At 58.8% G+C, this 12,445-nt stretch carries 11 protein-coding genes, 6 tRNA genes and 1 other RNA gene; 1 reads left to right on the plus strand and 17 read right to left on the minus strand.

Translation table 11 applies throughout. The features are described from left to right. Both ACTRXA_RS09215 and ACTRXA_RS09220 read right to left on the minus strand, forming a co-directional pair. Positions 1–198 carry a hypothetical protein gene (locus ACTRXA_RS09215; protein WP_442426910.1) on the minus strand — a complete coding sequence of 66 codons (198 nt, stop codon included), beginning with the start codon at positions 196–198 and terminating at the stop codon, positions 1–3. Further along, positions 195–1,949, minus strand: a complete 1,755-nt coding sequence (locus ACTRXA_RS09220; protein ID WP_442426911.1) for a YeiH family protein — start codon at positions 1,947–1,949, stop codon at positions 195–197. Before ACTRXA_RS09220 ends, ACTRXA_RS09215 begins: the two co-directional genes overlap by 4 nt. Before the next feature lie 274 nt (positions 1,950–2,223). Between ACTRXA_RS09220 and ACTRXA_RS09225 the strand changes: the two genes are divergently transcribed. Next, positions 2,224–3,186, plus strand: coding sequence for a ketopantoate reductase family protein (locus tag ACTRXA_RS09225; protein ID WP_442426912.1), 963 nt, complete (start codon positions 2,224–2,226; stop codon positions 3,184–3,186). Positions 3,187–3,257: 71 nt separating this feature from the next. Here the strand turns inward: ACTRXA_RS09225 and ACTRXA_RS09230 are convergent. The 15 genes from ACTRXA_RS09230 to ACTRXA_RS09300 form a co-directional block, all read right to left on the minus strand. Beyond that, a tRNA-Asn gene (locus ACTRXA_RS09230) sits at positions 3,258–3,332 on the minus strand. A gap of 409 nt (positions 3,333–3,741) precedes the next feature. Next, the gene (gene recR, locus ACTRXA_RS09235) at positions 3,742–4,350 is read right to left on the minus strand and encodes a recombination mediator RecR (protein WP_442426913.1); all 609 of its coding nucleotides are present in this window, start codon (positions 4,348–4,350) and stop codon (positions 3,742–3,744) included. Continuing rightward, on the minus strand, positions 4,347–4,676 hold the full coding sequence (locus tag ACTRXA_RS09240) for a YbaB/EbfC family nucleoid-associated protein (protein ID WP_442426914.1): 330 nt from the start codon (positions 4,674–4,676) through the stop codon (positions 4,347–4,349). Before ACTRXA_RS09240 ends, recR begins: the two co-directional genes overlap by 4 nt. A gap of 18 nt (positions 4,677–4,694) precedes the next feature. Further along, on the minus strand, positions 4,695–6,422 hold the full coding sequence (gene dnaX, locus ACTRXA_RS09245) for a DNA polymerase III subunit gamma/tau (protein WP_442426915.1): 1,728 nt from the start codon (positions 6,420–6,422) through the stop codon (positions 4,695–4,697). A 52-nt stretch (positions 6,423–6,474) separates the two neighbouring features. After that, positions 6,475–6,572, minus strand: an RNA gene (ffs, locus tag ACTRXA_RS09250) — signal recognition particle sRNA small type. Between the two features lie 236 nt (positions 6,573–6,808). Beyond that, a tRNA-Ser gene (locus tag ACTRXA_RS09255) sits at positions 6,809–6,894 on the minus strand. A 103-nt stretch (positions 6,895–6,997) separates the two neighbouring features. After that, positions 6,998–7,083: transfer RNA gene (locus ACTRXA_RS09260), tRNA-Ser, on the minus strand. Positions 7,084–7,098: 15 nt separating this feature from the next. After that, a tRNA-Arg gene (locus ACTRXA_RS09265) sits at positions 7,099–7,172 on the minus strand. A gap of 59 nt (positions 7,173–7,231) precedes the next feature. Further along, positions 7,232–7,816 carry a DUF2155 domain-containing protein gene (locus tag ACTRXA_RS09270; protein WP_442426916.1) on the minus strand — a complete coding sequence of 195 codons (585 nt, stop codon included), beginning with the start codon at positions 7,814–7,816 and terminating at the stop codon, positions 7,232–7,234. A gap of 191 nt (positions 7,817–8,007) precedes the next feature. After that, a complete protein-coding gene (locus ACTRXA_RS09275) occupies positions 8,008–8,697 on the minus strand; it encodes a hypothetical protein (RefSeq protein WP_442426917.1) in 690 nt (229 codons plus the stop codon). 109 nt (positions 8,698–8,806) lie between these two features. Continuing rightward, positions 8,807–9,808, minus strand: a complete 1,002-nt coding sequence (locus ACTRXA_RS09280) for a zinc-dependent alcohol dehydrogenase family protein (protein WP_442426918.1) — start codon at positions 9,806–9,808, stop codon at positions 8,807–8,809. Between the two features lie 77 nt (positions 9,809–9,885). Further along, positions 9,886–9,978: transfer RNA gene (locus ACTRXA_RS09285), tRNA-Ser, on the minus strand. 94 nt (positions 9,979–10,072) lie between these two features. Continuing rightward, positions 10,073–10,158, minus strand: a tRNA-Ser gene (locus ACTRXA_RS09290). A 124-nt stretch (positions 10,159–10,282) separates the two neighbouring features. Beyond that, positions 10,283–11,563, minus strand: coding sequence for a serine--tRNA ligase (gene serS / locus ACTRXA_RS09295; protein WP_442426919.1), 1,281 nt, complete (start codon positions 11,561–11,563; stop codon positions 10,283–10,285). A gap of 8 nt (positions 11,564–11,571) precedes the next feature. Then, on the minus strand, positions 11,572–12,420 hold the full coding sequence (locus ACTRXA_RS09300) for an outer membrane protein assembly factor BamD (RefSeq protein ID WP_442426920.1): 849 nt from the start codon (positions 12,418–12,420) through the stop codon (positions 11,572–11,574). Positions 12,421–12,445: the final 25 nt, after the last annotated feature.

A 12,445-nucleotide genomic window follows, 5' to 3' on the forward strand; every position in this document is an offset into this window, starting at 1 on the left:
TCAATAATCCACATCGGTGTAGAACAGGCCGGAGGCGTTGAGTCCGTTGGCTTTCACCGAGGCCGCCACATTCTCCGCCCAGGGCAGGTGATCCGCCACCCACGGCAGCAAGCCGAATGCGAATACCAACAGCAACCCCACCCCCAATAGAAAATTGCGGACGCTGCCCGGAAGGGTTTGGTTGATTTCCGTTTTCATATCTGCGCCGTGATCTCCGGAAAGACAACGAAGAACATCAGGTACGCCATGGCCAAAGTCAGGATCAGGTTCAACGTCTGCCCGCACAGGTACAGGATGAGCGGTTTGCCTTTGTGAAAGTAATGTCCGAGCTCGCGGAAGTCGGTGGCGAGCCCGATGCTGACAAACGCGAGACAGAAAAACCAGCCGCGGCCGATCTTCGTCCAGCCCTTGATGACGCCGTCGGTGATCATCGCCTCCCCCACGCCGGGTCCGAGTCCGCTGTAAATCGACGACACCAGGATCGAGGCAAACACGAAGCCGATGACGAACTTGGGAAAACGATGCCAGATTTCAATGAGGCCGGGACGCGGCCGCGCGGGATCGCGTTCCACCTTCGTCACCCAGTACAGCGCGACGCAGAAGGCGATGACGCCGATGAGGATGTTCTGGATCATCTTCACCGTGGCGGCGACGTACAACGCACGGTCGCTCAGGAACGCCCCGGCCGCGGCCACGGCGCCGGTGGCGTCGATCGTGCCGCCCATCCACGCTCCGCCCAGCACGTGGTCCATTCCGAGCGCGAGGATGAGGTTCGGCATCACCACCATCATGACTGAAGTGAACACCAGCGACAGGCCAACGGCGAGGGTCAGCTCTTCCTTCTTCGCGCGGCACGCGGCGGCGGTGGCGATGGCCGCCGAAACGCCGCACACCGACATGTCCGCGCTGATCGTCATGTTGAGGGTCTTCGATTCGATCTTCAACACGCGCTGACCGAACCAGTAGGTGGTGATCAAGACAACCGGCGTCACCACCCACGCGACGAACAGGCCCGGCAGGCCGATGGTCAACACCTTGCTGAACAGAATCTCCGCACCGAGCAGGACCAGTCCGGTTTTGATGAAATACTCCACCTGCACCGCGGGCTTCACCCACTCCGGCGTCCCGAGTGTGTTGCTGATGAGCAGGCCCAGCAGGATCGCCCACGCCGCGTAACCGATGCCGAGCGACTTGATGTCCGCCTGCGCCGCAAAGAAAAACGCCAGCACCGCCAGCATGAAAATGAAAGCGAAGCCTTTCAGAAATGCCAGGCCGTTGCCGTTCATCACCTGCATGCCGAGCGCAAACAGAAGCGCGATGGCGAGTCCGGTAGCGAGGAGGTATGGAATCTGGTTGTACGCCTTCGCTTTGGTTTTCTTTTTGGCGGCGGCCACGTTGCGCAGGTGATCGCGGTATTTTTGAATCGCGTCTTTCGCCTGAGCGTTGAGCGCCGCGTCGTTGAAACCCGCCGACCCGGCGCGCTGTTCGGCCCGCTGCGCGGCGGCCTTCAACGTTTCCGATTCGGCTTTCAATGCTTCGTACTTTTTCTTCCCCAGAGCGGCTTTGGCCTTTGCACGTTCTTCGGAGAGAAAAAACGCATCCAGAGGATTGCCCGACCACTTGTGCGGTTTGCCGGTCCACTGCTTGATGGTTTTGGCGTACGGTTCGCCGGTGGCTTTCAACGCCGATTTCGCGTCATCCGCTTCAAACCAGGCGAGCGTGCGGAACGGCGCGCGCTTCGACTCCTTTTCCAGAACGGCGCTGGCTTCCGCGATTTTGGAGTCGAGTCCGGCGGGAGGATTCGGCAGGTACACGACAAGCCCGACGAACAGCAGGAACAGTCCGAGCCAGATGGCCCAGCAGTCCTCGGTCTTCCACAGGTCGCTCCACCGGCTTTCGGCTTTGTCGACGACGTAATCGGTCTGGCCGTTGGAGGCGGGATCGGACATGGCGCTTGAATGGAACCTTGCTATGGGGTTATCAATTGGTGGACAAATTTTAAATCACCGGCTTCGCTTATCCAACCTGAATTGAGCGTGCGCTTTTTTCGGACAACGCCCCGGCGCAAAGGAACCGAAGAAGGACCCATCCGCCTCCCATGCAATGGGCGGGCGGGGCCCGCGGCAATCAAGAAAAACTTCGAAACGGGCCCGGCGATCATCGCAGAAACCATCAGGCAGTACCCATTTTCCTCCCCACGCAGTGGGGTGATACAATGCGGACATGAAAATTTTGATTTACGGAGCCGGGGCGGTGGGACTCGGGATCGCGTCCTGCCTGGTGAAGACGGGGCATCGGGTCGATGTGGTCGGCCGCGCGCAAACGGTGGAGGCGCTGCGCCAGCATGGCCTCACTCGCACGGGACTGTTCGGCGAGGTCCACGCGCCGCCGGCCGCGTTCGGCGCGGTGCAGTCGGTAGCCGAACTCGAGAACACCGCTTACGACTTCATCCTCGTCTGCACCAAGTCGTTCGACACCGCATCGGCGGCAAAAGACCTGGCATCGGTTCCGTTCATAAAAGATGCCCGCACTCCGTTTGTGCTGTGCCAGAACGGCTGGGGCAATGCGGAGGTCTTCGCGCAACACTTTCCGAACAAGCGAGTGAAGAGCGCGCGCGTCATCACCGGCTTCACCCGTCCGGAACCGCATCACGTCGATGTCACCGTGCACGCCGATACCGTCCATGTGGGGTCGTTGTTCCAGGACGAAGTGAGCGATTTGAAACCGTTGAGTGTGGCAATTGACGGCGGCGGTCTGCCGTCGGCGGTGACGAAGACGGTGGGACGCGACCTGTGGGCGAAGATGTTGTACAACTGCATGCTGAACGGATTGAGCACGCTGTTCGACGTGCCGTACGGACTGCTCGGCGAATCGCCAGACACGCGGCGGCTGATGGACGCCCTCGCGCGCGAGGTGTTCGCCGTCATGCTGGCGGCGGGGTACCGCACGCACTGGGAGTCGGCGGACGGCTACCTCGACACCTTTTACAAAAAGCAACTGCCCGCAACCTACCGTCACATCCCTTCCATGCTGCAGGACCTGCGCGCCGGCAAGCGCACCGAGATCGATGCGCTGAACGGCGCGGTGATGAAGCTGGGCGAGAAGCACGGCGTCCCGGTCCCCCACAACACGCAGGTGTACCACCTCATCCGCTTCGCGGAAGCCAAACGGGAATTGAAAGCTTGATTGACAGGGGGAACGCCGAAAAGCAAAAAGCCGTCCGCCGCGATGGGGTGCGGGGACGGCTTTTCTGTATCTGGCTCCGGAGACAGGACTCGAACCTGTAACACAGCGGTTAACAGCCGCTTGCGCTACCATTGCGCCACTCCGGAATGGTAGTTTCGGGATCGGGTGCTTCTGAAAACCCCATAATTTACGCAATTATACCCGACCGGTCAAGTCAAAACCACCCCCTGCGGGGGAAGCAGACCTTCCCATTCAAAATCAGATAATCGGCCATGCATATTGGGCGAACGATGGTCGGGGAAAAGGCCACGGAGGCCCTTTGACAAAGGTTTGGACCGCTTTGCGTGCAGGTCGAACGATGATCGGTGGGTGCAATTCAACCCATGGATTCTTCGCTGACGCCCAGAATGACAACTGACAGGGAAAACCCCCCTGGCCCCCCTCACAAGGGGGAACCGGGTTGCACCCGGAGGCGGCGGGATCGATCTAGCATTGCGCTCGCGGACTCTCGTTCGCGGCACCCCGCATTCGCCCATTCGCTGTGGACCACGCCCGCTAGTCGGAAAACTTCATCTCGGTGCGCCCTTCCAGCGATTTCGACAGGGTCACGGGGTCGGCGTATTCGATGTCGCCGCCCACCGGCAGGCCGCGCGCGATGCGGGTGACGCGCACGTTGTATCCCTTCATCATGCGCGCGATGAACACGGCGGTGCTCTCACCTTCCATGTCCGGGTTGGTGGCGAGGATGATTTCCTTGATCTCGCGCGTCTCGGTCTTGGCCTTCAACTCGCCGATGGTGAGGTCCGCCGGGCCGATGCCGTCGAGCGGCGAGATTACGCCCATCAGCACGTGGTACTCGCCTTTGAAGTCGCCGACGTTCTCCATCACGTACACGTCGTACGGTTCCTCGACGACGCAGATGACGCCGTGGTCGCGGCGGGTGTCGGAGCAGATGTCGCACAGTTCCTTGTCGCTGATGCCGTGGCAGTTTTTGCACAGCACGATCTTCTCTTTTATGTTGACGACGGCGCGCGACAGTTTCTCCGCCTGCTCTTTCGGCCCGCGCATGAGGTAGAACGACAGGCGTTCGGCGGTCTTCTGCCCGATGCCGGGCAGGCGCTTGAGCTCTTCGATGAGTTCCGTGACGGGTGCGGGACGCTTCATGCTTGCGGGGGCGGAAACAGGCCGGGGATGTTCAGGCCGCCGGTGATCTTGCCCATCTCTTCCTGTGACAGGGCCTGCACCTTGCGGTGGACTTCGTTGATGGCGCCGGTGACGAGGTCTTCCAGGATGGCGCGGTCCTGCATGTTGATCAATTCTTCGTCGATGTGCACCGACAGGATTTCGTTGAGGCCGTTGGCGGTGATCTTCACCATGCCGCCGCCGGCGGAGGCCTCGACGGTCTTGCCTGCGAGCTCGCTCTGCATCTCGGCCATCTTTTCCTGGATGGCCTGCGCGTTTTTCATGAGGTCGCCGAATTTACCGAACATGATGAGTTCCTTTTGCGTTTAACGAATGACGATGCCGCCGAAAATGTCGAGGGCGTCTTTCAGGATTTCCTCTTCCGACGGACTGCCTTTTTTATCGTAACGTTTTGCCGTTTTTTTTTGAGCCGTGCCCTCGGGTGCCGCGCTGGGTGCCGCGCTGGGTGCCGCTGCCGCGACCGATGCTGCAGGTGCGTCGCTTTCGTCCGCACCGTTGCCGTCGTTGCCGTTGGCGATGTCGAGCTGGATCGGGATGCCCGCGCGCCCGCACACCGCCTGCGCCGCGTCGCGGATCACTTCCAGGTTTTCCTCTTTGCCCACCAGGTCGCGGGTGTACGGATCGGGGAAACTGAGGTGCAAACCGTCTTCGCCCAGTGCCACCACCGTGCAGTTGTCGAGGAAGGTGCCGAGCGACCGTTTCTTCTCGCTGGCCAATGCGCGAATCTGCTCCCACTGCGATCCTGCCGGGGCGCTGGGTGCCATGGCCACGGGCGGGGCGGAGGGCGCAGGTTCACTGGCCGGCACCGGCACGGAAACGGAGGCCGGTTGGGTCGAAACAGGCGCAGCCTGCGGCGTCACCACCGCGGCTCCGGCCGAGGACGGAACGGGTGCGGCGCCACCTGCGGCGTTGATCTTCTGGATCAACTGGTCGATCTCCTGGTACGGACGGACGTCGGTGAGACGCAACACCGCCATCTCGAAAATCAGGCGCGGCAGGGAACCGCGTTTCATGTCCATCTCCGCACGCGACAGCACGGTGAACATTTGCTGCAGTTGGTCCGTCTCCAGGGGGCCCGCCTGTTTCTTCAGCGTTTCGATGTCGCAGGTGCGGGTGCTGACCAGCGTTTCGGGTTTGGCCGAAACCTTGACGAACATCAGGTTGCGCACGTATTCGATGAGGTCGCGGCAGAACAGGCTCAGGTCCTTGCCGCGGTCGGCGACTTCCTGCACCAGACCCAGCAGCGCCGCGGCATCGCCTGCGATGACGCGGTCCATGAACTGTTCGAGGATGCCCTGGCCGACGATGCCCAACACCGACTCCACCGACGCGTGGTCCACCTCGCGCCCGGCGAAGGCGATCACCTGGTCGAGCAGGCTCTGTGCGTCGCGCATGCTCCCGGCGCCGTTGGTGGCGATTTCTTCCAGGCTTTTCTGGTCGATGGCGATGTTGTCTTTTTTGCAGATGAGTTCGAGCTGGGCGCAGATCTGCGCATGGTTGAGCGGCTTGAACTCGAAACACTGGCACCGGGACAGGATGGTTTCCGGAATCTTGATGAGTTCCGTCGTCGCGAACAGGAACACCACCTGCGGCGGCGGTTCCTCCAGCGTTTTCAAAAGCGCGTTGAAAGCGCTGCGGCTCAGCATGTGCACTTCGTCGATGATGTACACCTTGAAGCGGCACGACGACGTGCTGTACTGCACGTTCTCGATGAGGTCGCGCACTTCGGCGACGCCGTTGTTCGACGCGCCGTCGATCTCCAGCACGTCGAGGCTGTTGCCTTCGCGGATTTCGATGCAGTGGGTGCAGGTGTCGCAGGGTTCGGGCGTCGGACCCTGTTCGCAGTTGAGCGCTTTCGCCAGCAGGCGTGCGGTGGTGGTTTTGCCGACGCCGCGCGTGCCGGAAAACAGGTAGGCGTGCGCGATGCGGTCCAGCTCGATGGCGTTTTTCAGGGTGCGGACAATATGCTCCTGCCCGATCAGCTCCGAAAATTTCTGCGGACGCCATTTGCGCGCCGAGACCTGGTAATCCATGCGTGACGACCTGCGGAGGGGACCAGCGGACGCTGGGGAAAATTCAAGGCAGAATTGTTGGGGAACTCACAGCACCCAAGGAAACTTGCTACCGTTGCTTCCTTCCGGACCTGGCGGGGTTTACAAGACCTCGTTGCGTGAGGCCCAACAAAACTGCCAAATTCTTTCGACCATCTTATGCCAAAACGGCACCCGATTCCAACCTTAATCCGGCAGAACCCGGGAGCAACGGCCTGAATTCAAAAAGGCTTTTAAATCCCGTCGTTTCTCACCTCTCACCGGGCTTTCAGTCCCCATGGTAAAGGGGGGTACCCATCGACTTGCGTCCACCGGCCATCGCAGGGATTGCGGAGAAGTCGCCAACTTCCCCTTCTCGTAGAGGAGAGCGGAGAGGGAGGGATTCGAACCCTCGGTAGGGGTCACCTACACACGCTTTCCAAGCGTGCGCCTTCAACCGCTCGGCCACCTCTCCTTGTTTCGGAATTTAGAGGAAACGGGTTGTCATTAAGATTGGGCTGGGGGACCATCGATGCGCCCACCGGGCATTACCCCGTTACCCGTTCCCTGTATAGGAACGGAGAGGGTGGGATTCGAACCCACGGTACCCGGAGGGTACAGCTGATTTCGAGTCAACCGCCTTCGACCACTCGGCCACCTCTCCCAAGGAAAAAATAAGTACGCCCAAGAGGACTCGAACCTCCGACCTACGGTTCCGCAAACCGTCGCTCTATCCAGCTGAGCTATGGGCGCATGATCTTTTAAAATTCGAATGTCGTGTTAATTGGCTTCCGCCGCCATGCCTGGCGCGGTCAACCTACGGATTCCGGAATGAAATCCATCAACTGCAAACTGTAGCGCGGATGCTCGAACGCGTACATCGCCGGGTACATGGCAAACGCCCATCCGTCGAAAATCAGGTTGCCGCTGTCGGTGATGACCAGCCGGACCGCCGGGTTCTGCAACTCGTTGCCCTTCGACGTGATCTCGGATCCGGTCAGCACGAAGTTGGGCAGAAACGCGCCCGTCGTGACCGTGATGCCGCTCGTGCCCAAGGGGAAACTGTCCCCGAGGGTCACCGTTTTCGTTTCACTTTTCTCGTCGTCGGTCTTGTCGCGGACCAGTATTTTAACCGCTTTCCATTTTCCTTCAACTGTTTTCGGCACCACCAGCTTGCGGTTCACCTTTTCCGCCTGCTCGAGGTCCGGGTGTCCCTCCACTTCGGTGGCGGAGCCCTCGGCCATCTGCTGGTCGGTCAGAGGCGGGGCCTCACGCGAGAACGAGCCTTCCACGTCCTGCGGTTTTTCGTTGAGCGCCGCGACGTCCACCGCGCCTGCGGTGTCCTTGCCGTCGGAGTCGCCCATGGAGCAGGCCGCGCCGAGAAAAGCGATTACCATAGCAAGGACCGCGGTCCGAAACAATGATTTCATTGAAGTTTTCACAAATAACCTTCCCGCCCCGGCTGGAACCCGGTGGCAACGGAATTTCTTATTCAATAAAACGATTTGGTAGAGCCACTTTACCAGAAACGGCAAGCCCCCGTCCACAAATCTCAAGTGGTTGAATAAAAAGAAGCTTTCTTCGCATCTTAATTTAAAAGGCCTTTTACTTGGGCTCCCAACCATGCCCCATAAATAAAAACAGGAATGAAACCAAAAATTGCACCTATTGGGAACATGACGATTTCCATTCCGTTTTCTTCACCCTTCATAACAACCATTACCAGAGCGGCCACAACCATTATCCCAACCCACCCTAAAATAACACCTAGCACAAGAAGGCCAATGAGAAACCAAATTCCTGGGAAGAAAACAAGTGGGCCATTGACTAAGCTAGGATAAATATTTTGGTACAAACCCAAAACATATATTAATGCAACGCCTCCTATAACGAGCGTATGAAGGGATTGTATTCTGCCAATCAACGGGATCATTGCAAAAACAATTGACACAATAATTAAAATCCCAATGAATTTAATAAAAGGCCAAGTGGCAAGATTAATTACTTTCCAGGGGAAGCTCCAAATAACATCATCGCTAAATCCAAAAATAATTGGCGCCAAAGTTAAAATAAACACAGCAACTGCAAAGACCTGCAAAATCGGTAAAAAAATCATCGTGAGGCAGCCAATTGCACCTCCAACGCCTTCATTTTTTTCCATGATTAGCGTAACTAACAACAATGGGAGAAAAATAATTAATAAGTATTCCAAACCAGCTACGTAAGTTTCCCAATAAGTTAAAATTTTTAGTCCTCCAAACACCGATTCCCAAAACATTGGCCCCTCCCATTAAATCCCAAATACTATTTATCCATTTATATTCCTATAAAAAATTGCTTAAAACTACTTTATGGATTTGGTGTCTAGTTCTGACTAGAGGCGCTACTCATGAATTCTCCAGCACGATTTTCCCGGTGTGCTTGTTGCTGGCGAACAGGGCGTGCGCTTCGTTCGCCTCGGCATAGCGAAACCGTTTCTCGTGGATGAGCGGTTTCAGTTTTCCCGAATCGGCCAGCCGGGCCACGACGCTCAGGATATGACCGTGATCGGCGCGCTTCTCGCCCGTGATCATCGGCAACAGCATGAAGACCAGGTGCAGGGACAATCCCTTGATATGCATGTTCGTCAGGTCGTGCGTGTTCTGGCCGATGATCGACACCACGCGGCCCCACGGCGCGGCGGCCTCCAAAGATTTGTCGAGGGTGGCTCCCCCGACCGTGTCGTAGATCACATCGAACCCCTTGCCGCCGGTCAGGCGCTTCACGTAATCCGCCACGCTTTCATCGCGGTAGAAAATGATATCGTCCGCGCCGAGGCTTTTGGCGAGGTCGGCCTTGTCCTGGGTGGAGACGGTGGTGGCCACGCGCAGTCCGCGTGTTTTGGCCAGTTGAATGGCGATGTGCCCGACCCCGCCCACTCCCGCGTGCACCAGCAGGGTGTCGTCCTGCGCGATTTTGGCCCGGTCGAACAGGCCTTCCCACGCGGTGATGCTGACCAGGGGCAGGGCGGCGGATTCCGCAAAGCCCAGGGTGGTGGGTTTTTTGGCGATCAGGTTGGCGTCCGCCAGCATGAAATCGGCGAGTGCCCCGTTCAGGTTTCCGGCCTGACCCTTCAGCCCTCCGGCGCACCCGTACACTTCGTCGCCCACTTGAAAATCGCTGACCCCGGCACCGACTTCGGCGACGACGCCCGCGACATCCATGTGCAGGATGGCGGGCAGGTCCGGATTGATACCCAGGTCGGCGGTCAGGATTTTGTGGTCGACCGGGTTGAGGCTGGTGGCCCGGGTTTCGATCAGCACATGGCCGGGCTGGACGGCGGGTTTGGCGGCTTCGCCCTCGACAAACTTCGCGGACTCGCCGTATTCATGCACCAGGTAGGCTTTCATGAGTCACAACTCCTGTTCTAAAAACCAGAAGAGGGTTGAAGCCTGTCGATGGGCTCAACCCTCTTTTTTGGAATGACTGGCGGAGAGGGAGGGATTCGAACCCTCGGTAAGGTTTAAGCCCTACACACACTTAGCAGGCGTGCGCCTTCAGCCAGCTCGGCCACCTCTCCTTGTATTCGTTTTCTTTTTCGAGACGTCCCGGCACCGCTCCAGCCGGGGTTCCCCTTCTTTCTTTTTTAAAACGGGCCGCCCGCCCGCTGTATCTGGCGGAGGGAGTAGGATTCGAACCCACGGACCTTTCGGTCAACGGTTTTCAAGACCGCCGCCTTAAACCACTCGGCCATCCCTCCATTCATTCGGTATCGCCCTCGGTGACCTCAATGTACCCAAGTCCGGCCCAAACTGCAAGAAGTCATGGCTTTGGGGCCCGTCCGGCCCGCGCCCGGCTCCGCAAACTGCGAAACCGTACCAGATTCAGCCGGGTTTGCCAATCACTTCCAGACCGTGCATGTAGGGACGGAGCGCCTCCGGCACGACCACGGTGCCGTCGGCCTGCTGGTAGTTTTCGAGGACGGCGACGAACAGGCGTCCCGCCGCCACGCCGGAGCCGTTCAGCGTGTGCACCAGCTGGTTGCCGTCATCCCTGCTTTTGAAACGGATCTTCGCCCGCCGGGCCTGGTAGTCGGTGAAATTACTGCACGACGAAATTTCGCGGAACGTGTCCTGGGTTGGCAACCACACTTCCAGATCGTACGTCTTCGCCGCGGAGAAGCCGAGGTCGCCGGTGCACAGGTTCATCACGCGGTAGTGCAGGCCGAGTTTTTGCAGGATCGATTCCGCGTGCGAGAGCAGTTTTTCCAGCTCGTCCCAAGAGCGGTCCGGGTGCGCGAACTGCACCAGCTCCACCTTGTCGAACTGGTGCTGGCGGATGATACCGTGCGTGTCCTTGCCGTACGATCCCGCCTCACGCCGGAAACACAGGGTGTAGGCGGTGTACTTGACCGGCAGGTCGTCCTCTTTCAGGATCTCGTCGCGGTGGTAGTTGGTGACCGGCACCTCGGCGGTCGGGATCAGGTAATAATCGTCTTCCAGCCGGAACAGGTCTTCCTTGAACTTGGGCAGCTGCCCGGTGCCTTCCAGGCTTTCCTCGTTGACCAGCACCGGCGGGTATAACTCCGTGTAGCCGTTCTCGCGGGTCTGCACGTCGAGCATGAAGTTGATGAGCGCACGCAGGAGCTGCGCGCCCTGACCGCGGAACACGGCGAAACGCGCGCCGGAAATTTTGGCGGCGCGTTTGACATCGAGCAGGCCCAGCGCCTCGCCCACCTCCAGGTGGGTTTTCGGTTTGAAATCGAACTGCGGCTTCGTGCCCCACTCGCGCACGAATTCATTCTGTGTCTCGTCCCTGCCCTCCGGGGTGGTGTCGCTGGGCGCGTTGGGGATGGCCAGCAGCGTGTCCCTCACCTGCCGTTCCAGGTCTTCCGCCGCATCGTCGAGTTCCTTGATGCGCACGTTGATCTGTTTCACCTCGTCCATGAGCACGGTGGCGTCCTCGCCTTTTTTCTTGAGCTGGCCCACCTCGTTCGACAGGGTTTTCTTTTTGTTCTTGAGCGAATCGGCCTCGCGTTGCGCGTCGCGCCGTTCGGCATCGAGCCCGGCGAGGCGGTCGAGTCCGTCGGCATACGCGTTTCCGCGCTGGGCCAGCCGGGCGCGCAGGCCTGCGGTGTCTTCGCGGATGAGTTTGATATCGAGCATGAGTGTTCCTAATCTTTTCTGCGGCTTCGGTGGATTTTCCGCTTCGAGCGGCCACCCTTTTTGATGCGCTGTTCCAGCCCTTCCAGTTTCATTTTGATGAGCGCCGGGTAACGGTAATTGCCATCCAGTCCCTGAAACCGTTCGTACGCCTGGTCCAGTTGACCCTCTTCCTCCAGGCAAGAGGCCATGATGAATTCCATGTCGCCTTCGAAATCGCTGCGTGGATACGCATTTTGAAACGCGGTGTAACGGGCGCGCGCTTCTTCACATTTCTTGAGAGAGAACAGGATTTCCATCATACGGAAATACGCACGTTCCGCCCAGTCGGATTTCGGGTAATTCTCGAGCAGGATCTCGAGTTCCATCAACGCCTGGTCGTAGTTGTGTTTTTTAAAAAAGATCGACGCAATACGGAACTGGTGCTCGGCGTTTTCATCCGGACGCTCGTTGAGGTTGATCAGGTTCTGGTACTCGATGATCGCCTGGTCGAGGTCCTTGATGTTGAGCTCCACGATTTCGGCGATGTACTTGCGCGAATCGTAGGCGAAGGGTCCCTTGGGGTTGCGTTTTGCCACGTCCTGAAAAAAACCGAGGGCCTTTTCGTAGTCGTCGAGGTCGAAGTAATGGATTTCACCCAGGCGGAACAGGGCTTCCTGCGCGATGGGGCCTTTCGGCGAGATTTCGATGACGGCGCGGAACAGTTCGACGGCGCTGTGGCTGTGGCCGTCGATCCACCGGTCGTGCGCCTTTTCCAGTAACCGGCGCGGTTCGGAGTCCGGCTGGCAGGCGCCGATGAACACGAGCGCCACAATCCAAATCAGAAACTGGAACTGGAATGCGATTCGAGAATCCAACACGATCCGCCTTAATGGGGTTTGGTGA

The sequence above is a fragment of the Nitrospina sp. P1_D6 genome (assembly GCF_052156615.1).
GTDB lineage: Bacteria > Nitrospinota > Nitrospinia > Nitrospinales > Nitrospinaceae > Nitrospina.